General features: G+C 63.7%; 28 protein-coding genes and 2 tRNA genes. 20 read left to right on the top strand and 10 right to left on the bottom strand.

From position 1 onward, the window contains the following. Positions 1-187 precede the first annotated feature (187 nt). Positions 188-1030: a polyprenyl synthetase family protein gene (locus ACSR87_RS09100; protein WP_008576980.1), complete on the top strand. Its 843-nt coding sequence runs from the start codon at positions 188-190 to the stop codon at positions 1028-1030. Positions 1031-1068: 38 nt separating this feature from the next. Here ACSR87_RS09100 and ACSR87_RS09095 read toward each other — a convergent pair whose 3' ends face one another. Together ACSR87_RS09095 and ACSR87_RS09090 are read right to left on the bottom strand one after the other, a co-directional pair. After that, positions 1069-2202: a DUF373 family protein gene (locus ACSR87_RS09095; protein WP_498530249.1), complete on the bottom strand. Its 1134-nt coding sequence runs from the start codon at positions 2200-2202 to the stop codon at positions 1069-1071. A gap of 130 nt (positions 2203-2332) precedes the next feature. Then, on the bottom strand, positions 2333-4216 hold the full coding sequence (locus ACSR87_RS09090; protein WP_498530248.1) for a PAS domain S-box protein: 1884 nt from the start codon (positions 4214-4216) through the stop codon (positions 2333-2335). Between the two features lie 108 nt (positions 4217-4324). Between ACSR87_RS09090 and ACSR87_RS09085 the strand changes: the two genes are divergently transcribed. Next, a complete protein-coding gene (locus tag ACSR87_RS09085) occupies positions 4325-5320 on the top strand; it encodes a radical SAM protein (protein WP_498530247.1) in 996 nt (331 codons plus the stop codon). Positions 5321-5464: 144 nt separating this feature from the next. Here ACSR87_RS09085 and ACSR87_RS09080 read toward each other — a convergent pair whose 3' ends face one another. Next, positions 5465-6151, bottom strand: coding sequence for a hypothetical protein (locus ACSR87_RS09080; protein ID WP_498530246.1), 687 nt, complete (start codon positions 6149-6151; stop codon positions 5465-5467). Between the two features lie 90 nt (positions 6152-6241). Here ACSR87_RS09080 and ACSR87_RS09075 point away from each other — a divergent pair, with 90 nt between their 5' ends. The 3 genes from ACSR87_RS09075 to ACSR87_RS09065 all read left to right on the top strand — a co-directional run bounded on the left by ACSR87_RS09075 (position 6242) and on the right by ACSR87_RS09065 (position 8200). Next, positions 6242-6724 (top strand): TRAM domain-containing protein, encoded by a 483-nt coding sequence (locus ACSR87_RS09075; RefSeq protein WP_498530245.1) that lies wholly within the window; start codon positions 6242-6244, stop codon positions 6722-6724. A gap of 76 nt (positions 6725-6800) precedes the next feature. Then, positions 6801-7295: a Tfx family DNA-binding protein gene (locus tag ACSR87_RS09070; protein WP_008576971.1), complete on the top strand. Its 495-nt coding sequence runs from the start codon at positions 6801-6803 to the stop codon at positions 7293-7295. A 119-nt stretch (positions 7296-7414) separates the two neighbouring features. After that, positions 7415-8200, top strand: coding sequence for an SDR family oxidoreductase (locus ACSR87_RS09065; RefSeq protein WP_498530244.1), 786 nt, complete (start codon positions 7415-7417; stop codon positions 8198-8200). Positions 8201-8218: 18 nt separating this feature from the next. On the opposite strand, the gene ACSR87_RS09060 is transcribed toward ACSR87_RS09065, so the two are convergent. Next, positions 8219-9223, bottom strand: a complete 1005-nt coding sequence (locus ACSR87_RS09060) for a mannose-1-phosphate guanylyltransferase (RefSeq protein ID WP_498530243.1) — start codon at positions 9221-9223, stop codon at positions 8219-8221. Positions 9224-9289: 66 nt separating this feature from the next. After that, positions 9290-9571, bottom strand: coding sequence for a DUF7091 family protein (locus ACSR87_RS09055; RefSeq protein ID WP_008576965.1), 282 nt, complete (start codon positions 9569-9571; stop codon positions 9290-9292). Positions 9572-9739: 168 nt separating this feature from the next. Here ACSR87_RS09055 and ACSR87_RS09050 point away from each other — a divergent pair, with 168 nt between their 5' ends. From ACSR87_RS09050 to ACSR87_RS09040, 3 genes are all read left to right on the top strand, one after another. Further along, positions 9740-10675, top strand: coding sequence for a replication factor A (locus ACSR87_RS09050; RefSeq protein ID WP_008576963.1), 936 nt, complete (start codon positions 9740-9742; stop codon positions 10673-10675). Continuing rightward, positions 10676-11266, top strand: coding sequence for an RPA family protein (locus tag ACSR87_RS09045; protein WP_004969002.1), 591 nt, complete (start codon positions 10676-10678; stop codon positions 11264-11266). A 164-nt stretch (positions 11267-11430) separates the two neighbouring features. Then, positions 11431-11844 carry a DUF8146 domain-containing protein gene (locus ACSR87_RS09040; RefSeq protein WP_004044633.1) on the top strand — a complete coding sequence of 138 codons (414 nt, stop codon included), beginning with the start codon at positions 11431-11433 and terminating at the stop codon, positions 11842-11844. A 39-nt stretch (positions 11845-11883) separates the two neighbouring features. Here the strand turns inward: ACSR87_RS09040 and ACSR87_RS09035 are convergent, their stop codons facing one another. Next, entirely contained in the window at positions 11884-12345 is a 462-nt protein-coding gene (locus ACSR87_RS09035) for a DUF5814 domain-containing protein (protein WP_008576960.1), read from the bottom strand. A gap of 150 nt (positions 12346-12495) precedes the next feature. Between ACSR87_RS09035 and ACSR87_RS09030 the strand changes: the two genes are divergently transcribed. Both ACSR87_RS09030 and ACSR87_RS09025 read left to right on the top strand, forming a co-directional pair. Continuing rightward, positions 12496-12568 (top strand) — tRNA-His (locus ACSR87_RS09030). Between the two features lie 518 nt (positions 12569-13086). Next, a complete protein-coding gene (locus ACSR87_RS09025; protein ID WP_498530242.1) occupies positions 13087-13911 on the top strand; it encodes a competence/damage-inducible protein A in 825 nt (274 codons plus the stop codon). Positions 13912-13929: 18 nt separating this feature from the next. Here the strand turns inward: ACSR87_RS09025 and ACSR87_RS09020 are convergent, their stop codons facing one another. Next, positions 13930-15102 (bottom strand): M50 family metallopeptidase, encoded by a 1173-nt coding sequence (locus ACSR87_RS09020; protein WP_008576955.1) that lies wholly within the window; start codon positions 15100-15102, stop codon positions 13930-13932. Positions 15103-15188: 86 nt separating this feature from the next. On the opposite strand from ACSR87_RS09020, the gene ACSR87_RS09015 reads away from it, so the two are divergent. The 6 genes from ACSR87_RS09015 (at position 15189) to ACSR87_RS08990 (ending at position 20744) form a co-directional block, all read left to right on the top strand. Beyond that, complete coding sequence (locus ACSR87_RS09015) at positions 15189-15578, top strand: cupin domain-containing protein (RefSeq protein ID WP_089779715.1); 390 nt, start codon at positions 15189-15191, stop codon at positions 15576-15578. 141 nt (positions 15579-15719) lie between these two features. Then, entirely contained in the window at positions 15720-17774 is a 2055-nt protein-coding gene (locus ACSR87_RS09010) for a DEAD/DEAH box helicase (RefSeq protein ID WP_498530241.1), read from the top strand. Positions 17775-17845: 71 nt separating this feature from the next. Then, positions 17846-19702, top strand: a complete 1857-nt coding sequence (locus ACSR87_RS09005) for an SLC13 family permease (protein ID WP_498530240.1) — start codon at positions 17846-17848, stop codon at positions 19700-19702. Between the two features lie 49 nt (positions 19703-19751). Beyond that, positions 19752-19824, top strand: a tRNA-Pro gene (locus tag ACSR87_RS09000). Positions 19825-19890: 66 nt separating this feature from the next. Beyond that, positions 19891-20409, top strand: a complete 519-nt coding sequence (locus ACSR87_RS08995; RefSeq protein WP_498530239.1) for a PD-(D/E)XK family putative nuclease — start codon at positions 19891-19893, stop codon at positions 20407-20409. 128 nt (positions 20410-20537) lie between these two features. Continuing rightward, a complete protein-coding gene (locus ACSR87_RS08990; protein ID WP_282349170.1) occupies positions 20538-20744 on the top strand; it encodes a DUF8053 family protein in 207 nt (68 codons plus the stop codon). Between the two features lie 3 nt (positions 20745-20747). Here the strand turns inward: ACSR87_RS08990 and ACSR87_RS08985 are convergent, their stop codons facing one another. Further along, the gene (locus ACSR87_RS08985; protein WP_498530238.1) at positions 20748-20993 is read right to left on the bottom strand and encodes a type II toxin-antitoxin system HicA family toxin; all 246 of its coding nucleotides are present in this window, start codon (positions 20991-20993) and stop codon (positions 20748-20750) included. A 1-nt stretch (position 20994) separates the two neighbouring features. Next, positions 20995-21255: a type II toxin-antitoxin system HicB family antitoxin gene (locus ACSR87_RS08980; RefSeq protein ID WP_008576934.1), complete on the bottom strand. Its 261-nt coding sequence runs from the start codon at positions 21253-21255 to the stop codon at positions 20995-20997. A gap of 277 nt (positions 21256-21532) precedes the next feature. Here ACSR87_RS08980 and ACSR87_RS08975 point away from each other — a divergent pair, with 277 nt between their 5' ends. The 4 genes from ACSR87_RS08975 (at position 21533) to ACSR87_RS08960 (ending at position 24652) form a co-directional block, all read left to right on the top strand. Continuing rightward, the gene (locus ACSR87_RS08975) at positions 21533-21793 is read left to right on the top strand and encodes a DUF7386 family protein (protein WP_498530237.1); all 261 of its coding nucleotides are present in this window, start codon (positions 21533-21535) and stop codon (positions 21791-21793) included. Positions 21794-21832: 39 nt separating this feature from the next. After that, entirely contained in the window at positions 21833-22609 is a 777-nt protein-coding gene (locus ACSR87_RS08970) for a hypothetical protein (protein WP_498530236.1), read from the top strand. Between the two features lie 233 nt (positions 22610-22842). Further along, positions 22843-23856: a hypothetical protein gene (locus tag ACSR87_RS08965; RefSeq protein WP_498530235.1), complete on the top strand. Its 1014-nt coding sequence runs from the start codon at positions 22843-22845 to the stop codon at positions 23854-23856. A gap of 7 nt (positions 23857-23863) precedes the next feature. Beyond that, the gene (locus tag ACSR87_RS08960) at positions 23864-24652 is read left to right on the top strand and encodes a sce7726 family protein (RefSeq protein WP_498530234.1); all 789 of its coding nucleotides are present in this window, start codon (positions 23864-23866) and stop codon (positions 24650-24652) included. Between the two features lie 386 nt (positions 24653-25038). On the opposite strand, the gene ACSR87_RS08955 is transcribed toward ACSR87_RS08960, so the two are convergent. Beyond that, the gene (locus tag ACSR87_RS08955; RefSeq protein WP_498530233.1) at positions 25039-25215 is read right to left on the bottom strand and encodes a hypothetical protein; all 177 of its coding nucleotides are present in this window, start codon (positions 25213-25215) and stop codon (positions 25039-25041) included. Positions 25216-25301: the final 86 nt, after the last annotated feature.

Below are 25301 nucleotides of genomic sequence, written 5' to 3'. Positions count from 1 at the left end.
CAAAAACGCTCCTCGCTCACGGCACGGGGCAGCGTGGACGAACGTGAGACGCCCAGCGTGAGAGAACGCGAAAGGGCACACAATCTCGACCTTGCTGACGGGTCAGGAACCGCCGACGGCGACCGCCTCCGCGCTCGGTTTTCGGAAATCCGGTACGTACTTCCCTACCCAACCCTACGAACCGACAATGGAATACCTGGAGCGCCGGGTCACGATGGTAAACGACCGCCTCGAGGAGGTCGTCTCGGCGGTCGAGCCGTCGGAGCTCGCCGACCAACTCGACCACGTCGCTCTCGCGGGGGGCAAGCGCGTCCGCCCCGCCGTGACCATCCTCGCCTGCGAGGCCGTCGGTGGCACCCCCGAAGACGCCGTCGACTTCGCGGTCGGCGTCGAACTCGTCCACAACGCCTCGCTCGTCGTCGACGACATCATCGACCGGTCCGACATCCGCCGCGGCACGCCGAGCGCGTGGGCCGAGTACGGCTACGGCCCGGCCATCATCGCCTCCGACGGCCTGCTCGGGGAGGCGTTCGCCCTCCTGTCGTCGTCCGACCGCGCCACCCGCATCGTCGCCGAATCGATGGTCGAACTCGGCGAGGGCGAGGCGACCGAACTCGTCGCGGTCCCCTCGAACGAAGCCGAGTACATGCAGCTCGCCCACCGCAAGACGGGCGCGCTGTTCCGCGCCGCCGCCGAACTCGGCGCGGTCGCGGCCGGCGGCGACGCCCACGTCGTCGAGGCGTTCGGTGACTACGCGGCCCGCGTCGGCGTCGCCTTCCAGATTCGCGACGACGTGCTCGACGCCACCGCCGACGCCGAGGAACTCGGCAAACCCACGGGACAGGACGCCGAGATGGGCCGGCCGTCGCTCGTGCAGGTGACCGACCTGACCCCCGAGGAAGCGAACCGCCGGGCCCGCAAGCAGGCCGACGAGGCGCTTTCGGCCCTCGAGTCCTCGGGCGTCGACGACTCGGAGCCACTCGAATATCTCCGCGACCTCGCGGAGTTCGTCATCGTCCGCGAGAGCTGAGGAGTCGAGCGGAAACACAGTCTGCGGGGGAACGCCGATTACGCCGGTTGCTCGTTTTCGCCGTCCGAGCCGGTCGGGTAGCGCGACTCCGCCACCGCGAACGTGAGCGTGCTCAGCACGCCGAGGAGCGTGCCGACCGTGAGCGCGACGGCGAGCCCGGGGAGGTAGAACTTCTGGACGCCGACGACGCCCTCGGGGAGGAAGAAGCCGGACAGCGCGTACAGAACGATGGCGATGGCGAACACGTAGAACGGCGCGTTGAGGTAGCGCCACTTGAACCGGTCTTGGAGGTACTCGTCTGTCACCTGTCCGAGACTGCTCGTGATGCCGGCGGCGGCGAACCACTCGACTGCGCCGTGGACGAGCGTGGCGAGGACGAGCCCCGCCGGGGGGTCGCCCGCGACGCTCTCCGAGACGGTTTCGAGGAGTTCGACCCCGCGGACGCCGCCGACGACGAGGAGCGCCGCGGCGGCGACGTAGGTGATGATGGTGACGCGGCCGGCGTAGAGGACGTTCCGCGCGCGGTTGGCCGCCTCGTCGACGGCTGATTCGAGGCCGAGTCCGCGAAACAGCGTGTACAGCCCGAGGAGCGCCGAGATGAGGCCGAGGACGACCGCACCGGGCACGTCGAAGAAGCTGGCGATGGTGACGAAGGGGTAGATGAGAAGCAGGATGCCGAGCGGGACGAGGATGGTCCCGCGGGTCTCGGGGTCGGCGAGCACCTGCTTCATCGTGTAGTACATCGATTCGAGGTTCTGGGCCTGCCTGACGACGACCCGGCGAACCCCGTCGATGGGGACGCGAGAGCGGATGACCGGGAGGACGGACTCGTCCTGTGCGCCGTCGGTGATGACGATGGCGTGGACTGGCTCGCCGGTCGAGAGGCTCGCGAGGACGGTGTCTATCTCGTCGCCGATGGCGCGGTTCGCCTTCACGTCGCTGCCTTCCAACCCGGTGACCGCCGCGACTTCGACCTCCTCGTCCTCCGATTCGAGGAGTTCGTCGTGGACCTGAATGCCCTGAAAGAGGACGTTCACGTCGGAGTCCTCCGGGTCCGCGGTGGCCAGCGCCACCGCGGCGTCCTCGACGCGCTGTCGGCCGACGACGGGCGTCGACAGACCCGTCTTGCGGCCGAGGTCGTCGTCGAGGTCGACACAGAGGACCAAGAGCATCGTTGACTCCTATGCCACGGGGATATATCTGCTTTCGGGGGAGCGGTCGCGGTGGCGCGGTCCGTCGGTCTCACCGAGCGAGCGGTCGGCCTCGGGCGCGCGGTCGCGACCCGCCCGTGAGCCGCGGCGCTCACTCCGCCGCGCCGGCCTCGCCGACGGGGTCGAAAAGCACCTCGAAGCGCGCGCCGGCCGCGCCGTCGACGGCCCGAACCGCCCAGCCGTGGGAGTCGGCAATCTGCCGGACGATGCCGAGTCCGAGGCCGTTTCCGTCGCCGTCTTTGGTCGAAAAGCCGGCGTCGAAGACGCGGTCGCGAATCGACGCCGGGATGCCGGGCCCGTTGTCCTCGACGAAAAAGCCGCGGCGCGACGGAAGCGCGCCGACGCGAATCACGAGGTCGGTCGGCTCGTCGCCGCGGTCGGCCGCGCCGGCGCGGCCGTTTCGAGCGTGCTGCAGCGCGTTCCGAAACAGGTTCTCGAAGAGGCGCGTCGTCCGGCTCTCGTCGGCTTCGACCACCGGAAGCTCGCCGATTTCACAGCGGACGCGGTCGGCGTTCGACGAGCACATCTCCCAGCCGGTGGCCGCGGCGTCGGCCAGCGAGACCTCCGTCGCGTCGAGGACGGAGCGTTCGTCGCGGGCGAGAGAAAGCACGTCTTCGACCACGTCGGTGATGCGTCGGTGGGCGCGCTCGACGTGGTCGAGGTGGCTGTCGTCGTCGAGTTCGCGTGCGAGTTCGAGCCGGCCCTGTGCGACCGCCAGCGGCCCGCGGATGTCGTGCGAGAGGACGCGGGCGAAGGCGTCGAGCCGGGCGTTCTGCTGGGCGAGTTCGCGCTCGTGGCTGATGCGTTCCGTGAGGTCGGAAATCACGCCGAGGATGTTCGTCACGTCGCCGTTCTCACCGAGGAGCGGGACCGCGCGGGCGGTGGCCCAGTGGATACGCTCGCTCCCCTCGGGAACGAAACGGAACTCGAACTCGTATTGGTCGTCGACGGCACCGTCTCGGATGTCGACGAACATCTCGTCGATAGCCCGCGTCAGTTGGTCTCGGTCGTCGACGTGGATGAGGTCGAGGAACGAGTTCGGGTCATCGTAGAGAAGCGACACGTCGCGTCCCCAGACGCTCTCGAACTGGTCGTTGATGTAGACGATGTCGAACTCGGTGGGCTCCGAGATGAACACCATATCCGGGAGCGACGAGATGATTTGGCTGGTGAGGCGCTCGGACCGTCTGAGGAGTCGTTCGGACTCCAGTCGGGCCGTGACGTCCATCGCGGTCCCGACGACGACCGGCTCGCCGTCGACCGTCGTCCGCTGGCCGGTGATTTCCAGCGCGGTCAGCTCGTCGGCGTAATCCCGGACGCGGACGGTGTACGACATCGATTCGACGCTGCCGTGGGACCTGTTTCGCAGGCTCTCTTCGACGATGGCGCGGTCTTCTTCGACGACGAACTCGGTGATGGGTCGGCCGACCACCTCGTCCGTGTCGTAGCCGAGCAAGTTCGAGAGATACTCGTTGACGAACGCGACCCGGCCGTCGCGTATCACGTACAGGCCGACGAGCGACTGCTCGGCGACGACGCGGAGCCACGCGTGCAGTTCGTCGAGTTCGGTCGACTGGCGGGCCGCGGCGACCGCCTTCGAGATGCGGTGGGCGAGCACCGCGATTTGAGCGTCGGTCGGTCGCTTGTCGACCACGTCGGCGACGCCGGCGGCGATCGCCTCGCGGACCGTCTTCTCGGAGTCGAGCCGGGTGAACAGAATCACGGGCGGCGGGTTCGGCAGCTCGCGGACGCGGAGCAGCGTATCGAGACCGGCGGTGTCGTCGAACTCGGTGACGATACAGTCGAACGGCGTCTCGGCGTGCGTCGCGAGCGCCACGGTCGGCGCGTCGACCGCCGCGACATCGAGGCGGTCGCAGGCGTCGAGCGCCGACGCCGTGTCCGCGGCCGTCTCGGTGTCGTCGACGAGGAGCACCCGTACTGGGGGCTCAACACGAACGACGGGACCGAGAGACATGAGATGGTGTCAGTCACAGACAATAATAATCGTACCGGCGAAACCGGGGAGCAACCGACCGAAGTCGGACGCCTTTTGACGGTGCGCCAAGTAGGTGTCCGTAATCGAATGATCTCGAAGGGATGCGAACAGTGCGCCATGGGCGGGAAGATGGTCCTGTTCGTCTACGGGTACTGCGACCAGCGCGATTGTTTCTACTGCCCGCTCGGCGAGAATCGCAAGAACGTCACCGACGTGTACGCCAACGAGCGGAAAGTCGAGTCCGACGCCGACGTCATCGAGGAGGCGAAACGCATGGACGCGCTCGGGTCGTCCATCACCGGCGGCGAACCGCAGGAGGCGCTCGACAAGACCTGCCGATACATCTCGCTTCTCAAAGACGAGTTCGGTGAGGACCACCACATCCACCTCTATACGGGAATCACGGGCGGCCGCGAGAACATGCGCCGCCTCGCCGAGGCCGGTCTCGACGAGATTCGCTTCCATCCGCCGCTCGAGCTCTGGGGCGATATGCACGGCACCGAGTGGGAAGATATCCTCTACATCGCCCGCGAGGAGGGCCTCACCCCGACGTTCGAGATTCCGGGCATCCGCGCCGAACGGGAGTTCCTCGAGTTCCTCGACGAGGGGGCCGCGGAGTTCTGCAACATCAACGAGTTCGAGATGTCCGACGGGAACTACCGGCGGATGCAGGAGAAGGGCTACGAACTGCAAGACGGCCACATGTCGGCGGTCGACGGCTCGAAGGAGGCCATCCTCGACGAGATGGGCGACCACGAGCGCGTCTACTTCTGCACCTCCGTGTTCAAGGACGCCGCCCAGCACAGAAATCGCCTGAAGCGCATGGCCCGCAACCTCCGCCGCCCCTTCGACGAGGTGACGGACGACGGCACGCTCGTCTACGGCAAGACCTACACGCCCGCCGAGCGGTTCATCGAACTCGGCGTCCCCGACGAGTTCTACAGCATCAAGTCGAACCACGTCGAGGTCGCGTGGTGGCTCCTCGAAGAGATGATCGAAGACGGCGACGTTGACGACGGCGAAATCGTCGAGCAGTACCCGACCTACGACGGCACGGTCGTCGAGCGGACGCCGCTGGCCTGAGTTCCGGTGTTTTTGGTCCAGATTTTTGCGGAGTGAGCGAACGCGAACTCCGGAAAAAGGTGGGATGGAACCGTGGTCGAGCGGACGCCGCTGGCCTGAAGTCTGCGTCGTTTTTCCAGATATGTCCGGAGGTTCACGCGCCCGTCACGACCGAAAGCGGTGAGGCTGCCCCCGGTTTCTCGCGAGCGCGACGGACAGACTCGGCGTGAGTGCCGCGGCGACAGCCGCGGCCGTGGTCGGCCCGAGAGGGAGACCCGTCGCGACGCCGGCGGCCGCGACCGCGACGCCGACGAACACGCCCGCGGCGATGCCGGCGCGCTGCTGGCGGTGTGTCGGCCTGAACCCGCGGGCGTCGGCGTAGAGCGCGCCCGAGAGTCCGAGGACGAACCCGAGGAGCGCGCTCGTCGTCCCGAGGCGCGGGGCGAGCGCGAGAAACGCCGCGCCGACGACCGCACAGCAGGCGAGCGACTGGACCGGCGACAGCGGATTCACGTCCGCGCCGAACCGGACCGCGTAGGCGACGGGCGGAAGCGACACCACGACGGCGGCGAACACGCCGTCGAGCGGTTCGACCGTCGCGCGTTCGAGGACGGCGGTCGCCGCGGTCAGGAGGCCGATGGCTACGCCGAGGCCGAGGACGACCCGCGGCGGGAGCGCCTCGGAGGGGTCGTCAGACCGGAGGACGCCGAAGGCGGCGAAGGGGTAACAGACGGCGGCACCGAACAGGAGCGGGCGAAACAGCGCGCCCGAGAGAACCGCCGCGGAGACGGTCGCAGAGAGGCCGAGGAAGACGCCGATAAGGAGTGCGAACTCGGGGACGCGTTCTGCCATACCGCGGGGTTCGAGCGCGCGAGGGAAAGCGTTTCGGCGGGCGACGGGCTACCCGCAAGCGTTTAGAGTGCCCCTAGTGTACCTCCCCGCATGTCCGACTGTCCACTCGCGGACGACTGCCCGAGCTTCTCAGAACGAATCGCGGGCATGGGGTGCCAGTACTACGGCGACCGCGGCGGCGCGGAGTGGTGCGACCACTACGAGCGCCCCATCTCCGAGCTCAAACAGCAGCCCGTCAAGCCGGGAGAGGAGGTCATCGTCACCGTCGAGGACATCCACGAGAGCGGTGCCGGCGTCGGGCGGACCGAAGACGGCTTCATCGTCTTCGTGGACGGGCTCCTGCCGGACGCGCGCGCCATCGTCCGCATCGACCGGGTGAAGGGGAGCCACGCCCGCGCGAAGAAAATCGTCGAGCGCCTGCCGCTCGACCCCGAAGCCGAGGGGGACGAGGCGGGCGAGACGAGCGGGACGGGCGAGTCAACCGGCGCGGACGCCAAATCGAAGGGAAGCGGTCGCGACGGTCCGAAGCGCCCCGAGGCGCTCGGCAGCCGAGACAACTTCTGGGGCGAGTAACGCCGAGTCGGCGGCGGCGTCCCGTGGACAGTCAGCCTGCTGTATCTTTTTTCACCCCCGAGACCTACCCCGAGGTATGAGCGATGCCGGACGCGACGACGAGACGGTCCCCGACGTAGACCAACTGCTCGACAGGGCGGGGTTCGACCCGGACGCGAGCGTCCTCACGCGAAGGCAAGCGGAAGTGCTCGCGCTGCGCGAGCGTGGGGTCCGCCAGTCGACTATCGCCGACTTCCTCGGCACCTCGCGCGCGAACGTCTCCAGCATCGAAGCCAGCGCCCGCGCCAACGTCGAGAAGGCCCGCGAGACGGTGACGTTCGTGGACGCGCTCACCGCGCCGGTTCGCGTCGAGGTCCCGACCGGAAGCGACCTCTACGACGTTCCCAAGCAGGTGTACGACGCCTGCGACGAGGCGGGCGTGAAGGTGAACCAGACCGCGCCGGATCTGATGAAAATCGTCTCCGACGCGGCCGGCGACGCGGTGGAGGGGAGAGAAATCAAAGAACAGCTGTTCGTCGGCGTCACGAGCGACGGCCGCGTCCGCGTCCGCAGACACGCCGACGGCGTCTGAGCCCGTACAGCGTACAGCGCGCAGCCGACCGCACCGACCCGCCGTTCTGACGGCCCCGATTCGCCACACGTCGTGCCGCGAGGCCCACGCTTTTGCTCGCGGCGGTCGTCGCCCCGGACATGGAACTCGGACTCGACGGCGACACGGTCGTCGTCACGGCGAGTTCGGCCGGTCTCGGGCGCGCGAGCGCCGCGGCGCTGGCCGACGAAGGAGCGAACGTCGTCGTCTGCGGGCGCGACCCCGAGCGCCTCGCGGCGACCGAATCGGAGCTTGGCGACCTCGACGGCGACGTCCTCGGCGTCAAGACCGACATCACGAGCAAACGGGACGTCGAGGCGCTGGTCGAAGCAGCCGTCGAGGAGTTCGGCGGCGTCGACCACGTCGTTACCTCGGCCGGCGGCGTGCCGCCGGGCGGCTTCTCCGACCTGACCGAACAGGAGTGGTACGGCGCGTTCGACATGCTCGTCATGAGCGCGGTCTGGACCGTCCGGGCGGCGCGGCCGCACCTCGAAGCGAGCGACGCGGGCACGATTACCTGCATCACGTCCACGTCGGTCAGAGAGGTCATCGACGACCTTATCCTCTCGAACGCGGTCCGCCGCGGCGTCATCGGCCTCGTGAAGTCGCTGTCGCGCGAACTCGCGCCGGGCGTGCGGGTGAACGCGGTGCTACCGGGCGCACACGAGACGAGCCGCATCGAGGAACTGGTCGAGGCGGCCGTCGAGCGCGGCGACCACGACAGCTACGAGGAGGGCCTCGACTCGTGGTCCGACGGGATTCCGCTGGGCCGCGTCGGCGACCCGCGGGAACTCGGTGACGTGGTCGCGTTCCTCGCCAGCGACCGCGCGAGCTTCGTCACCGGGGCCTGCGTCCCGGTCGACGGCGGCCGGCTGCGGAGCGCCTGACGCGGCGCTCGACCCGTCTCAGAACGCGTCGCGGTCGCGGAGGACCGAGACCGCGTCGCGGACTCTCTGCGCTTGTTCTTTCGGCACGACGAGCACCCGGTCGTCCCACGCGACGACCGCGAGGTCGGAGACGCCGACGAGCGAGACGTTCGCGCCGTCGGTGGCGACGACGTTGTCCGCGGCGTCCACGAACACCGGGTCGTCCCCGAGCGCGACGTTGCCGTCCCCGTCGGCGGCGACGATTCGTTCGAGGGCGTCCCACGAGCCGAGGTCGTCCCACTCGAAGTCGACCGGGACGACCGCCGCGTCGGCGGCGCGCTCCATCACCGCGTAGTCGATGCTGACGGCCTCGGCCGCCGCGAATCCGGCGTCCGCGTCGCCGTCGTCGAGGGCGTCGAGGAGGGAGGAAAGCGGCGAGTCGCGCGCGGCGGAAAACAGCGCTTCGGGCGTCCACGCGAACATCCCGGCGTTCCAGAGGTAGCCCTGGTCGACGTAGCGGGCGGCCGTCTCGGCGTCCGGTTTCTCGTGGAACGCGGCGAGGTCGCGGGCGTCGCCGCGGTTCGCGCCGGGTTCTATGTAGCCGTAGCCGGTCTCCGGGCGGGTGGGTTCGACGCCGAAGGCGACGAGGGAGTCGGTGTCGGCGGCGACGCGCGCCCCGCGGGTCATCGCCTCCGCGAAGCCGTCGCCGACGTGGTGGTCGCTCGGGAGGACGACCACGACTGGGTCGTCGTACGATGCGGCGATGCGGTGGGTCGCGTAGACGAGCGCCGGGCCGGTGTCCTTGGCCGCGGGCTCGACCACGACCTCGGCGTCGGGCGCGTGGTCGGCGATGTCGCCCGCGAACGCCGGCCGCGTCGAGACGACGACGTGGTCGGCGAAGTCGGCGCGGGCGACGGTCTCCGCGAGCAGCGAGCGGTCGCCGCCGAGCGGGAGGAACTGCTTGGGCCGGTCGCTCCGGCTCGCGGGGTACAGGCGGGTGCCGGTGCCGCCGGCGAGGACGAGCGCGACGAGTGGGCGGTCCATACGGGCCGGTGGTGCCACAGCCTCAAAACCGTACCACGTCGCGCTCGCCTCGCTCCCCCGCGTCGCCTACCACGTCTCGACCATCCCCTCGCGGATGTCCTCGACGCAGCCCTGACAGTCGGGGTGGTCGGGGTCGAAGCAGGCGGGCCGGCCCTTCCCGTCGACGGCGACGGCGCGGCGCTCGGCGTGGCGGCGACAGACGAGTTTCGCGCGGCCCTCGGCGTCCCGCGGGAGCGACTTCGCCGGGGGCGAGTCACGACCGTCTCGGTAGGCGCGCTTGGCCTCCTCGTAGCGCTTGCCGGCCGAGCGGGCGGCGCTGCGGATGATGCTTTCGAGGCGGTCGTCCATGGTGTCGAATGCGTCCCCGTGGCTATCAATTCCTCGCTCGGTGCGACGGTTCTGGCGCGCTCTCCGGCGTGACGTTCACTTTCACTCCGGCTCAGACATTTTTATATGAATACGCATCCAACCTCGATATGCCTCCCAATGGAAACCAAGGTGGAGGCGAGGTAGACCATGACTGATTTGCGAACCCACGCGGCTGAGATAGCCGACCAGTTCTCGGACCACCTAGACGTGTCCGCGGACGAAGTCGAAGAACGTTTAGAGAGCCTCGTCAGCGAGTACCGCGTCCCCGTCGACGAAGCGCGGCGGAGCGTCGTCAACAGTTACCTCGACGAGGCCGGCATCGAGCGCGACGAGCTCGCCGGCGGCGCCGGCGGGAACGAACAGACCCTGCTCAACGACATCGACGAAGACGAGCAGTGGGTCGACGTCCGCGCGAAGGTCGTCGAACTCTGGGAACCCCGGAGCGAATCCGTCGCGCAGGTCGGCCTGCTCGGCGACGACTCCGGGCGGATGAAGTTCATCGCCTTCACCACGTCCGAACTCCCCGAACTCGAAGAGGGGAAGTCGTACGCGCTCGGCAACGTCGTCACAGACGAGTACCAGGGCAACTTCTCCGTGAAGCTCAACCGGACGACGAGCATCACCGAACTCGACGAGGAGATCGAAGTCGGCGACGACTCGACCAGCGTCGAGGGCGCGCTCGTGGACATCCAGTCCGGGAGCGGCCTCATCAAGCGCTGTCCCGAGGAGGGCTGCACGCGCGTCCTCCAGAACGGGCGCTGTTCCGAACACGGCAGCGTCGAAGGCGAGTTCGACCTCCGCATCAAGGCCGTCGTCGACGACGGCGACGAGGTCCACGAAGTCATCTTCAACCGGGAGATGACGGAGGAGCTGACCGGAATCGAACTGGACGAGGCGAAGCAGATGGCCATGGACGCCCTCGACACCACCATCGTCGAAGAGGAGATGCGCGGTGACCTCGTGGGGTTCTACTACCGCGTCACCGGCCCGACGCTGGGTCGGTACGTGCTCGCCAACGAAGTCGAGCGGCTGCGCGAGCCAGCGGACGCAGAAGAACTGCTCATCAAAGCGAGGTCGATGTAAATGAGTTCCAACGAGATCCCCACCCGAGAGGTCGCCCGGCGCGTCTTCGCACAGGAGTTCAACGACGCCGGTTACACGTTCAAGGAGTCCGACGACGAGCGCGCGCCCGTCTACCTGCTGCTTCCGACGGGCGAGAGCGCGAACCGCGTCTTCCTCGTCGGCACGCTGACCGAGAAGGAAGACGTCGGCGAGGACAACGAGTACTGGCGCGGTCGCATCGTCGACCCGACGGGGACGTTCTTCGTCTACGCCGGCCAGTACCAGCCCGAGGCCGCCAGCGCGCTGCGCGACCTCGACGCGCCCGCCTACGTCGCGGTCGTCGGCAAGCCGCGGACCTACGAGACCGACGACGGCAGCATCAACGTCTCCGTCCGCCCCGAGTCCATCACCGAGGTCGACGCGGCCACGCGCGACCGCTGGGTAACAGAGACCGCGGACAAGACGCTCGACCGCATCGCGGCGTTCGACGACGAGGGCGACGAGTACGCACGGATGGCCCGCGAGCACTACGACCTCGACCCCGAGGAGTACAAACGCGCCGCCATCGCCGCGCTCGAAAGCCTCGAACAGGCCGACGAACTGAGCGCGTAAGCGGGCGTCTCGCTCCGTTTCGTGCGCGTCGGCAACCTGAACGACGACCGACGACCGACGGCCGAGTTCCACCGTCACACGCCCCTTTTTGCGACGAATTACGACGCCCGGGACCCCTCGTCTGACGAACCATTAAGTGGCCTCACCACGGACCGACCAATATCATGGGCAACAAGAACAAGACCATCTCGTTTCGCGTCAACGAGGACGCGTTCGAGACCCTTCGGGAGATAGCCGAGGAGCGGGACATCTCCCTGTCCGCCGTCTTCCGCGACTACGTGGACACGTTAGTTGCCCACGACGGTCAGGTGCAGGTCGTCCCCAAACACGAACTCGAAAAGCTGCGCGAGGGCGAAGACGAGTCGTTCCCACCGACCGTGGAGGTTCCCAAGAGCTTCATCCGCGAGCACGAGCGCCTCGAACTGGAGGCCGAACACCTCCGCGAGCAGCTCGAAGAGCACAAGGGCTACGTGAACTACCTGCGCGAGCAGGTCGAAAACGACCACGACGACGTGGAGGAGGTCATCCAACTGGAAGACCTCGATACGGGCGACGAGCCGTCGTTCCGCCTCGGCTAAGCGCCGTCGTCTCCGCCGCGGCGTCCGTGCCCACCGATTTCAGCGAGGACCGACGAGGTCCTGCTTCGCCCGCCGCGCCTCGTCCTGCATCTCTCTGTCTCCTTCCACGTCCGCGAGCGCCTCGACCGATTCGAGCGTCCGGACCGAGTCGTCGAGGAACGAAAGCACGTCACCGGGGTAGGCGTACACCATGTAGTCGTCTGTCATCACGTCCACGATGGCGTCGGGGCCGAGGCCCTGCGCGCGGAGTTCGAGCAGGTACTCGATGAACTGGCGCTCGGGGTAGCCGGTGTAGATGTCGTCGGAGTTCTCGCAGTCGAGGAAGTCCTGCGCGAAGTCGAGCAGGCGGTCGCGGGTGGCGTCGTCCACCTTGGCGAGTCCCTCGCCGGAGTAGAGGATTTCGAGGGTCGCACCGCTGAAGACGCGCTTAGGGATGTTCGTATCCAGTTGCGAGACGATTTGGCGGTGGTTTTTGAGATAGATCTTGTCGGTGATAGCCACTGCTACCCGCGACTTCGGGCCACCGCGGCAAAAGCGTCCCGCTCGCCGTCGCGGAGGGGCCGATGGGGATGGCCTCTGTTACGTACTGTCATTCCGGGGCCGTAGCGTAACGTATTTTAGTCGTAGCGAATTAGGATGGATTGCAACGTGTCCGGGTTGGGGTAGTGGACTATCCTTCAGCCTTGTGGAGGCTGAGACGCGGGTTCAATTCTCGCACCTGGACCTTCTCTCTACATTTTGGCCGGCGAGCACCGCGTCGCGTATGCGGGCCCGTCTCGAAATTTACGGTGGGGTATGGCTGCGAGATTGAACCAGTGAGCAACTTGTTGCGAACGAGGTTCAATTCTCGCACCTGGACCTCTTCTCTAAATTTCGACCGGCGAGCGCCGCGTCGCGTGTGCGAGCATCTCGAACCGCCCACCAGACCCAAGTGCGCCACACACTAACATTCATCATGGGATGAGCACCCAACTCCGCGCGGACGACTCGGTGTTCGACCGCATCCGCGACGCGATACTCAACCGCGGCGACCCGGAGGACAACGAAGACCCCGTCGGCCCAACAGTTCCGACGGGCTAATCGGTCGGTCCACGAGGTCGTCGTCGGTCCACCTCGCTTTTCGGCGCTCGAACCGTCGGGCGCGACCAGTCCCGAAGCGGCGGTGCTATGGCCGTCGTCGATAACGCGAAGGGAACGCCGGAAACGGGCAGGTCTTTCGTCTGGAAGTACTAGCACTCGGCCATGCAAATCGCCATCCTCACCGTCGGCAACGAACTTCTGGCGGGAGACATCGAGAACACGAACGCGACGTGGTTAGCTCGGCGGCTCACCGAGGGTGGGGCGACGGTGGCGCGGATTCAGACGGTCCCCGACGACCACGGGGTCATCGCCGGGACGGTCGCTGACTGGGCGGCCGCCTTCGACGCGGTCCTCGTCACGGGCGGCCTCGGCGGGACGCCGGACGACATCACGATGGAGGCCGTCGCCGCCGGTCTCGACCGGGCGTTCGTCGTCAACGAGGAGGCCGCGGCGCAGGTCGAATCGACCATCGCCGCGATTCTCGAACACCGGTCCGACATCGACTTCGACCTCGAACCGGAGTGGTACGCCTCGATGCCCGCCGACGCCGAGGTGCTCCCGAACGAGGAGGGGCTCGCGCCCGGCTGTCGGGCGGGGAACGTCTACGTCTTACCGGGCATCCCCACGGAGATGAAGCCGATGTTCGAGTCCATCGCCGAGCGGTTCGCCGGCGACGTTCGGTCACGGGTGGTCTACGCCGACGCGCCGGAGGGGGCGGTCGCCCGCGAACTCGGCGTCGTCACCGAGCGCTTCGGCGTGGGCGTCGGGAGCTATCCCAACAGCGGCGGGCCGACGCGAATCAAGCTCACCGGCGGCGACCCGGCGGCGCTCGACGAGGCGATGGCGTGGTTCCGGGCGAACGCGACGGTCGACTTCTACGAGAGCGAAGCCGCGGTCGAGGCGGCACACGAGGCGGAGACGGGCGGCGAAGAACGAAGTCAAATCGGCCGCGACGACGGGCGGTTGGGCAGCCACGGCGGCGAGTAATCGAGCCAGCGATGCGGGTCAGCGAAGCTGTGCGAGGCCGGCGTCGGAGCGGGGCATGGCGTCGAGCGACCCGCGACTGCGGATGATGTTGAAGGCGGTGACGAGGTCCGACCGGGAGACGAGGCCGACGAGTTCCCCCGCCTCGTCGACGACCGGGAGGCGGCCCACGCCGCGTTCCTGCATGAGGGCGATGGCGTCCATCGCGTCGGCGTCGGGGGTGATGGTCGCCAGTTCGTCGCTCATGATGTCGTCGACGCGGAACGCGTCGCGTTCGACCTCCTTGACGCCGCGGGCGTCGTCGAGGGTGACCATGCCGACGAGGTCGCCGTTTCTGAGCACCGGGTAGCCCGTGTGGCGCTCGACGAACATGCGTTCGAGGAGTTCCGCGACGGAGGTCTTCTCGTCGACCACGTCGAGGTTATCGCGGCCGGTCATGATGTCGCGGACGACCACGTCTTGGAACGTCGCCTTGAGGACGGTCTGTTGGGCCTCGCCGGACGCGCCCATGTAGATGAAGAAGGCGAGCGCGACGAGAAACAGGTTGAAAAACAGGCCGAACAGGCCGAGCAGGAACGCGAACACCTTGCCGACCTCGGCGGCCATCTGCGTCGCTTTCGCGTGCGGGCGGTTCCGTGCGAGGAGCGCCCGGAGGACGCGCCCGCCGTCCATCGGGAAGCCGGGGAGCATGTTGAACACGGCGAGAGAAACGTTCACCAGCGCGAGGTAGCCGAGGACGAACTGCGCGGGGGCCTGCGACTCGGGGAGCAACAGGAAGCCGGCGTAGGAGACGACGCCGATGGCGACCGAGACGACCGGGCCGGCGACGGCGATGGTGAACTCCTGTTTCCAGTCCTCGGGTATCTCCTTGAACCGGGCGACGCCGCCGAAGAGCCAGAGCGTGATGGACTCGATTTCGTAGCCGTAGCGCATGGCGACGAGCGAGTGGCCGAACTCGTGGAGCAGGACGCCGGCGAACAGCCCGATGGCGGCCGCGCTCCCGAGTACCCACTGCATCGACCCCGCGGAGATGGCCGCGCCGTCGATGGTCGAGCCGAAGAGGTCGTTGACGATGAGCGCGAGATTCGTCACGTCCGAGCCGATGAGCCACGCGAAAAGCGGGAGAACGATGAGGAACGTGAGATCCAACTTTATCGGGATGCCGAAGACGCTACCGATGCGGATTCCTCGCATACCCGTAGTAGCCGCGGAGGGGCCTTAAGCAGTCAGGGCGGAGAGACGGGGAAATGCTTACGCGGGCGGGCAATCGACGAGGAGATATGAGCGATTCCCGACCGGAGCCGGTGGTCAAGCGGAGCGCGGACATCGAGTACGAGGCGGTCGGCGCGGCCGACGGGATGTCGAAGGGCGTCCTCGTCTCCGAGGCCGACGGCGCGCCGAACTTCGCCATCCGGCGGTTCGTCCTCGATTCGGGTGCATCGGTGCCAAAACACACCAACGAGGTCGAACACGAGCAGTACGTCCTCTCGGGCCGGTACGTCGTCGGCATCGGGGACGAGGAGTACGAGGTCGAAGCCGGCGACTCGCTTCTGATTCCCGCCGGCGTCGTCCACTGGTACCGAAACGAGTCCGACGAGGAAGGGGCGTTCCTCTGTGCGGTCCCCAACGGCGACGACGCCATCGAACTCGCCGACGACGCCGACGCCTGAGCGCGGTTGGCCGTCAGTGGCCGTCAGTGGCCCTCGGGGGTCGGGGCGCGAAGACACGGTACGAAGGCGCGTGCGGGTCGCTATCGAATCTGAGCGGTCGCAGGCGAATCGCTGAAATACCACGTCGCCGTAGCAGGCACCGTGTCTAAACAGGTCACCCGCGTCGACACGCTGTTTCTCCACCAGACGGGAGACGACTACCTCGTCGTCGCCCGCCGGGACGGAAAGCGGGTGCTCCGCGGCAAGCTCGAACTCAAAGAGACGAACGCGGGGCCCCGCCCCCTGCGCTTTCTGGTGACGCGGAAGGGAGAGGATTCGCCGCGCGACCCGAGCCAGTTCGTCGAACTCGCCCGGTCGGCCGCCCGCATCCGCATCTCGCAGCAGACGCCGAAGGACGGCCGCGACGAGCTAAAGGAGATGCTCGACGGCTACCAGCTTGAGGCGCTGACGGTGCGGACCTGCCGCCGCTGTGCCGTCAACGGGCGCTACTCGCCCATCACCGACGACACGGCCATCAAGGCCGAACACGAGCACATCTGCCGCGACTGCGCCGTCCAAGAACTGGAGGGCGAACTCTCATTCGCGGGCGGCCTCACGCAGGCGGCCCAAGAGCGCCTGGAGGAACTGCTGTACGAGACGGGCGACCTGACCCGTATCACGAACCTACTGCAAGGCGAGTTGGACCCCGACCTGACGAAGTTCGACACCATCAGCGCGACGACGGAGGACGTGGAGTTGGTCGAGACGAGCACGCTCGACCTCCACCCGAACCTGAAGTCGATGCTGACGGAGCGCTTCGACACCCTGCTCCCCGTCCAGAGCCTCGCCATCGACAACGGCCTGCTCGACGGCGACGACCAACTCGTGGTGAGCGCGACGGCGACCGGGAAGACGCTCGTCGGCGAACTCGCCGGTATCAACCGGATGCTGAACGACGACGGGAAGATGCTGTTTCTCGTCCCGCTCGTCGCGCTCGCCAACCAGAAACACGAGGACTTCAAGGAGCGCTACGGCCACCTCGGCAAGGTGACCATCCGCGTCGGCGCGAGCCGAATCAACGACGACGGCAACCGCTTCGACCCGAACGCCGACGTCATCGTCGGCACCTACGAGGGTATCGACCACGCGCTCCGGACGGGCAAAGACCTCGGCGACATCGGCACGGTCGTCATCGACGAGGTCCACACCCTGAAAGAAGAGGAACGCGGCCACCGCCTCGACGGGATGATAGCCCGCCTGAAACACTACTGCGAGTCCCGCGCGGACCGCCGCGAGGGTTACGGCGGCGCGCAGTGGATTTACCTCTCTGCGACCGTCGGCAACCCGAAGTGGCTCGCACAGAACCTCCGGGCGAACCTCGTCGAGTACGAGGACCGCCCCGTCCCCATCGAGCGCCACGTCACCTTCGCCGACGGCCAAGAGAAGCCGCGCATCGAGAACCGCCTGGTGCGACAGGCGTTCGACTCGAAGTCCTCGAAGGGCTACCGCGGCCAGACTATCATCTTCACCAACTCGCGGCGGCGGTGTCACGAAATCGCCCGGAAGATAGACAACAACGCCGCGGCGTACCACGCCGGCCTCGACTACGGCCAGCGAAAGCGCGTGGAGCGGCAGTTCGCCAATCAGGACCTCGCGGCCGTCGTGACGACCGCCGCGCTCGCCGCCGGCGTCGACTTCCCGGCGTCGCAGGTCATCTTCGACACGCTGGCGATGGGCATCGAGTGGCTCTCCGTCCAGGAGTTCAGCCAGATGCTCGGCCGCGCCGGCCGACCCGACTACCACGACAAGGGCGTCGTCTACCTGCTCGTCGAACCCGACGCGAGCTATCACAACACGATGGAGATGACCGAGGACGAGGTGGCGTTCAAGCTCCTCAAAGGCGAGATGGAGGAGGTCAGGACGGTGTACGACCAGTCGTCGGCGGTCGAGGAGACGCTGGCGAACATCGTCGTCGCCGGCACGAAGGCCAAGGCGCTCAACAACCGCATGCTCGGGGAGTTGCCGACGACCCACGCGGTCGGGAAGCTCTTGGAGTGGGGCTTCATCGACGGCCTCGACCCGACGCCGCTCGGCCTCGCCGTGACCCGGCAGTTCCTCTCGCCGAAAGAGGCGTTCGCCATCCTCGACGGCATCCGAAAGGGGTCGTCGCCGTACGAAATCGTCGCCGACCTCGAACTCGACGAGGAAGGCCGGTAGCGACGACGTGCTCGGCCGAGAGACAGTCCGAATCCCGCACGCTTTTTGGCCGCCGACGCGTCGGTGACCGCGTGGTAGCGATAACGCCGGACATCCTCGTCGTCTTCGCCGTCATCCTCGTCGCGCTGGCGTTCTTTGCGACCGAGCCCGTTCCGGTCGACGTGACGGCCATCGGCGTGATGGTGTCGCTGATGCTGATTCAGCCCGCCTCCGAGGCGCTCGCCTCGGCGGGGATGCTCGGAGCGCCAATCATCCTGTTCGAGTCGTACCCCGGCGACGCCCTCTCGGGGTTCGCCAACACGGCGACGCTGACCGTCCTGGCGATGTTCATCCTCAGCGAGGGCGTCCAGCGGACCGGCATCATCCAACTGCTGGGCGCGAAGATATCGACGTTCACCGGCGACAGCGAACTCCGACAGCTCGGCGCGACCGTCGGCGTCGTCGGCCCCATCTCCGGCTTCATCAACAACACCGCCGCGGTCGCCATCCTGCTCCCGATGGTGACCGACCTCGCGGAGCGCGGACGGACCTCGCCGTCGAAGCTTCTCTTGCCGCTGTCGTACGCCTCGATGTTCGGCGGCATGCTGACGCTCATCGGTACGTCGACCAACATCCTCGCCAGCGACGTCTACTCGCGCATCACTGGCGAAGCACCCTTCTCGATGTTCGAGTTCACCGCGCTCGGCGCGGTGGTCATGGCCGTCGGCGTCGTCTACCTCATGACAATCGGCCGGCGGCTCACCCCGGAACGAATCGAACCCCGACGCGACCTCACCGAGGAGTTCGAGATGGCGGAGTACCTGACCGAGGTCGTCGTCCGCGAGGACTCTCCGCTCGTCGGCCAGCAGGTCCAGCGGGCGCTCGTCGAGACGGAGTTCGACGTCGACCTCCTCCAACTCATCCGCGGCGAGAGCGTCTTCCTCGAACCGCTCGGCCCGAAGGAAATCCAGCCGGGCGACGTGTTCACCCTCCGGACCGACCGCAACACGCTCGTCGAACTGCTCGACGTGGAGGGCCTCGACCTCGTGCCGGCGACCGTCACCGAAGACGAACTCGAACTCGCCGACCGCGGCCAGAACCTCGTCGAAGTCGTCGTCGCGCCGGGGTCGGCGCTGGTCGGCGAGTCGCTCGCCTCGGCGAGTTTCAGACAGCGGTACGACGCGACCGTGCTCGCGCTCCGCCGCGGCGGCGAACTCATCCGCCGGCGGATGGACAACCTCCCGCTCCGCGTCGGCGACACGCTGCTCGTGCAGGCGACCGTCGAGAGCATCGAGCGCCTCGACAACAACCGCAACTTCATCGTCGCCCAGGAAATCGAGCGCCACGACTACCGCGAGTCGAAGATTCCGGTGGCCGTCGGCATCGTCGCTGGCGTCGTCGCGCTCGCCGCGCTCGGCTTCCTGCCCATCGTCGTCGCCGCGCTCCTCGGCGCGCTCGCCATGGTCGCCACGAAATGTCTCCGCCCGACCGAACTGTACGACGCCGTCCAGTGGGACGTTATCTTCCTGCTCGCTGGCGTCATCCCGCTCGGCATCGCAATGGAGAACTCCGGGGCCGCCGGCCTCCTCGCGGAACTGGTCGTGACGACCGGCGACTACCTCCCCCTCATCGCCGTCCTCGGCGTGTTCTACTTCGTGACGGCGCTCCTGACGAACGTCATCTCGAACAACGCGAGCGTCGTGCTCATGATTCCGGTCGCCATCGAGGCCGCGACGACGCTCGGCGCCGACCCGTTCTCGTTCGTCCTCGCGGTCATGTTCGCGGCCTCGACGGCCTTTATGACTCCCGTCGGCTACCAGACGAACCTGTTCGTCTACGGTCCCGGCGGCTACAAGTTCACGGACTACATCCGCGTCGGCGGCCCGCTCCAGTTGCTTCTCGGCGTGGTGACGACCGTCGGCGTCGCGTACTTCTTCCCCCTGACCTGACGGGGCGGAACGAAACCCTTTACTCCGCGACGGGGAGAGTCGTATGTGCGGGACCGTGGGTTAGCCTGGTATACTTCGGGCCTTGGGTGCCCGTGACCCCGGTTCAAATCCGGGCGGTCCCATTGGGTTTATAAACAAGGCGGCCCGTTTTACCGCGTTTCTCCACCCGAACAGAGGGAGGTCTGCGCGTGAGCCTCGCGCCCTCGAAGCGCGCGGGTGAACGCGCTGAAGCCGACCAGATTCAACGCGTCGACGGCTTCGAAGCCGCACCGAAGAACGGAGACGACGGGCAAGAACTCCCGTACGACATCGTCTGCGTCCGCGCAGTCTGGCCGTCACCAGACCTCCCCTTCGTCGGCGTGCTCGTCCTCGAACAGGGCTCCGAAGTTGAGTCCAAATCCTGCGCCGTCGTCATCAACGAATCGCAGGATCGTGGACGCTACTACCTCAGAAAGAACCAGCACGAAGCGCTCGTCGAACTCGGAGCGTTCTATCTGTTCTCCGTCCGCGACCCGAATACTGACGAGTTCATCGCTGCGAAAGTCGTTCCCGCGACCTCGGTCACTGACCTCAACGTCTCATGGATCGAGGCGGAGGGGCACGCGACCTTCGGACAGATCACCTGGACGCAGATCTTTGACCGCGAGGAGGTCGAGTCGCGACGAGCGCCGCGGCGTCCTCCGGGTCGAACTCCATTACGTACATGATACGAAGACGGCGGCTACCCGTTGTGCAATAACATTCAGGAATTCCGGAGGATTTGGTGCGTGGTCCTATCGAGATTCTCACCCCGTCCGAAGGATTAAGTACAGACGGGTGGCCGACCGCGGTAGCGATGTTCAGAAAACTTCGAAATCACGATGGGACGCCGCTGATCGCGCTAGATAAGAATGAGTTAGAGATGGATGGGGTTCTCGAGGACGGTACAGCACCGGAGGGGAAACAGATGCACGTACAGCGTCTCGACGAAGGCGTGTACGTGGTTCGGAACGTGACGGACGGTGGAATCGCAGAGCTCCCGGAATCGATTCCGCACCGATGACCGTTACAGCGTCTGTTCGACCCACTCGCACCACGAGTGGAAGTCCTTCGCGCCGGACTGCTTGGCGATGGATTGGAGCGTCCCGGTCGGGATATCCGACTTCATCGGCACGGTTACCGTTCGAACTTCGTCGGTCTCGGGATGTTCGTACCGCAACTGAACGTGGCTCCCGGTTCGGCCAGCGGGTTCGAAGTCATGGCGGGTCAACGCCTTCACGACTTCCCGGCCGGAGAAGGTCGTTCGCGCCACGTTACTGCATGAAGTCCGGAAGCTCTCGATCGTCGAACTCGTCGGGATCGAGTCCCAACTCCTCAAGATCTTCGTCCGTGACGGGTTCGCCACCTCCTTCGTGCAGTAAGAGTGCCTCCGAGAGCATCCGAAGCGCCTCAGACTTCGTCTCGCCGAAGGATGCGATCCCCGTCTCGATGTCTCGGGCGGTGATACTGCCGTCATCCTCGTGGATGAACTCGACGCCCTCCTCGCCGTTATCATCACGGGTCGCACTAGCCATACTGAACTCGAATCGGTCTCGGAGGATAAGCGTTCGGACGGGCCGTAACCCCGTGCAGACCCCTTTTCAATTCCTCCCCCCAGGGGTCAGGCGTGAATGTATACGGCATCCTCGATGTATGCACCTTCGTCGACGTCGACGAGACATAGATTTGGGCTGGTCCGACCAGGTGGCCGGCGCGGTCGTGGTCATGGGTCACCCAGGGTATAAGAAGAATCAGCGTTCGTTCACTCGAGATGCACGCAAATCGACCCCCGGTGCATACGGTGGTTCATAAATGACCAAGCGAACCAGCCTGAAGTTGACCGATGAACGGCAGCTGCTCTTTGACAAAGCGAGCGAGATCGTAGCGCGAGACGCATCGGACGATCCACCACGGAGTGATGTGATCGACGCGGCGCTCACGCACTTGATTGAGAGCTACGAAAACCTCGAGGATGCTCGGGATGCGTATCCGCCGCAGACTGTGAAGGACTGTTGCAATACGTCCGTGTTGGGGATGCGGTATCGGACGAGTTTGGAGAGTCGATGGAGGTAGGCCCTTCTGTTAAGTAGGTGCTTTTATTCGTATAACAAGATGGATTTTGGACCAACGGTTTTATCAGCTGCAATTGGAGGGCTGGCTGCAACGTTAGGAGCAAAAGGGGTCTGGAAATGGATTACGAGGCCCAAGCTCGTTGCCGAACCAGAGGCAATGAAGCTGGAAGCAACTCACTATGAAGATCCTTGGCGCCACGGTCAGTACTTTGTCAAGGTCAAAAACCGAGGACGGTCACTAGCCAGCAATTGCAAGGTTAGAATTTCCCTTGAGGGTTCGTTGGAAACAACGCAATCAGAGCCAGTAGATTCACCAGAAGGGATGGAAATGAAAGATGTTCCTGTGACCAAATCATATTCCATCAACATTTCAAGGAACTGGGAAGAGCATGAATCACCGACCAGAATAAACATCAATCGTGGAGAAATTTCCGAATTTTTTCTATGTCATGTTGATTGGGAGTGGTCTCCACCCAATAGATCCGACACAAGTATTGAATTTGCTGAAAGGCATTCTCCAGAGTCTTTTGAAGAAGGAGATAGCTTCTGGAAGTCAAAACCAATTCGAATAGAGAATAATGGGCTAATTCCTTCGGGACCAGTCGTAGATTTAGAAGCAAAGATGTCACGTGACGAGTTTGAAAAAATCAACTGGGACACACAGAAGATTATACTCACGAATTCAAACGGCAAAAAAGTAGAATACGAATTGAATTTTGAATGGAATGATTCAATTCCAGACATAACACTAACACAAGGAGAGTCTCTAAGCCGTGTTTACCCTATGATGTACTCACTTCCGGAGAGAGATCCTTAGTATGGTCAAGAATAGATGTTAATTCTCATCACGCGGAGATTGTTGGATCAAGTAACGAAGATAACCTATTCTAAGCCAGAAAGAACTATATTTGGAAAGACTAACGTCCCAAAATCCAGATTTTAACTATATTTATAACATTCCTCATGTTATGTGGAGAGGCCTACACGCGGCTATCACAGGTATGCGGTTCTGGAGAATAGTTAAGTAATTATAATAACTATTTCATCACGATGAGTGAATATGGATACGTACCCGTGGTCCGACATGGGTACAATGAAAAGAGAGTACTCGAGGAGTTCAAAGACCACGCAGACAACGTCCGACTTGACTACGCCGACAAGATAACACCTCTAATTGAACTAATTGAAAAAGACGACATTGACGAACTCGACTCTTACCGTCAATTCAGTAGTGAACGGTTCATTGAATACCCGTACCACTTGAGAGACTCAGATAACAAGCACGCTAGCAGCGTTCAAGAACTACTCAATGACTTCGGTGATATCGAGAAGATCTATCGAGAGGCGATTGAGGATACTAATGACATTCCAGTCGTCTCGGGATCGGCACAACGTCCTATGGACTACGGCAACCATCGGAGTCGGTACCTTTCGCTCCAATCAGAATATGATCGACTAGCTATTCGGTTGAATATTCGGGGCGTTGCGCTCGACTCTAGACAAAAGCAAGATGTCTTAGAGATAATTGACGAATTGCGTGCAGAAGATGTGATACTGCTGGATTTAGTAGACGTTGGTGGCATGGATACTGGAGCCTACCAAAATCTCGAGTGGGCAGCTAATCAGATCGACGAACAAGAGTACTATGTGTTAAATGCGTTCCAGTATACCGAATCTAATCACAACTACGGGCCGATAGCGGCACAGAAACTCGGTGCAGCTGGTTTCGGAGATTACGTCATCAATATGCGCTTCCCACAAGAGATGAATTTTGCACCTCCAGTCTCGTACATCCGTCTATACGACCCTGAGATTCACGAAATTCAAAACTATGGAGGTTCCAACTATGATGATGCTTTAGACGAGCTAAACAAGTCCAATGACTGGAATCCCTCTGCCTCACCATTTGTTGCTGAAGCATTGGATGACCCGAACCTTGATCCGTCAACTTGGAAGAGGATTAGGATGGGGCACTATATGTGGTCTGTTGCGGACGACACTCTGGACAGGATGGAGACAGACATCGGACCTGATTTAGACGCGAAAGGAGATAGAGAGACATAGAATAGGTATGGCCACGAAAGAGGATCTAATTCGAGAAATTGATTTCAATTATCTAAAGCACATCGCTGTAGAGACGTGCCTACTAAAAAATAGTACGAGGTATTTTGATTTCGAAGACTTCGTTGAGGGTTTCGTTCGAGCACTAAGCCGAAACGAATGTGTATTTTTCAATGAATCATACAAGGACGATAAAGACCCCAAAGCAGCGGCAAGTGAATTTAATTATAAATTCCGCCCAGACGAAGACGTACTCCGAACAGAGTTCCTCTCATTTCTGACTTGTAGCTCGGATTGTAATAACGAAGCCATATTCTGTGAATTTCCGGTTGGGAATAACCGCTCTGACGTGAACCGATTCAACGGATCTTCGCACACATATGAGCTGAAATCACCACGTGATTCGTTCCGTCGATTGGACGACCAGCTTGAAACCTACAGTAGAACATTTGAATATACATTTCTTGTAGTTTCGGAAAATGTTGACATTCCAACCGATATCCCAGATCCAGTTGGGTTGATCTCCTATAATTATCCGGAGTTTGATTTCCAAATTGTCAAAGAACCTCTCCGTGCCAACAACTTATCACCCCAATTCCAGTTGGAACAACTCCAGCTGAAGGAGTTAGAGGATCTATCTGGCGATGCTTATGATAATAGTCAGCCTTTGGACAGTAGACGACAACAGCACATAGAAACAGTACTGTGCAACCACACACCCGAAGAAATCAATGAGGAATTTAAAACGTTAATCAAGAACCGATACTTGTCCTCGCCTACGCCAGACCCTGCAGATTAATTCGATTTTTGAACAGACGATACTATTTGTCTTTTTGTGATTTAGACCTCACACCAGACTAGACCAACACTCTGGCCTCACCTTATCTGGCGGTCTCGGCTTCGGAACCGGCCGAATCAACCCCGCGTTCACCTTCCCGTCGAGATACAACTGACCCCAAATCGTGATCTCAAACATATCGGCGTTCCGCTCGTCGATAAACGGCGACGCCAACCCAGCGTGACACAGTACACGACACCGCTGTCGAATCTGGTGAAGCGTCGTCTCACGACCAACCTCCCAATGAATCGTCTCCGGCGAACCCCAGCCATGCTCGTGGAGATACTCGAGAATCCGGTCATCACAGATGGTCATCCAGTCACCTGATTTCCGCATCTCAGATTGCGTCACGCGGACGCAGAGCCCTCTTCACCATTCTCGCCGTTCAGTTCTTCAGTGCTGAGTTCTCCTTCGAGATAGCTTTCGCCGGTGGCTGTGATGACGTAGACACCATTTCCGAGGTGCTGGAGTAGCCCTTTCTCGTTGAGCTTCGAGAGCCGCCGCGAGAGCGACGAACGAGACACCAGAAAGTGTTTCAGCAGAACCCTTGTGGGATTGAAGTGTACCGCTGTCTTGCGATTACACCTACCGTCTCAGATAGTTTCAACAG

This window comes from Haloferax sp. SDI50 (assembly GCF_059802635.1).
The sequence above is the reverse complement of the archived record's forward strand: the minus strand, read 5'-3'. Positions and strand labels throughout refer to the sequence as shown.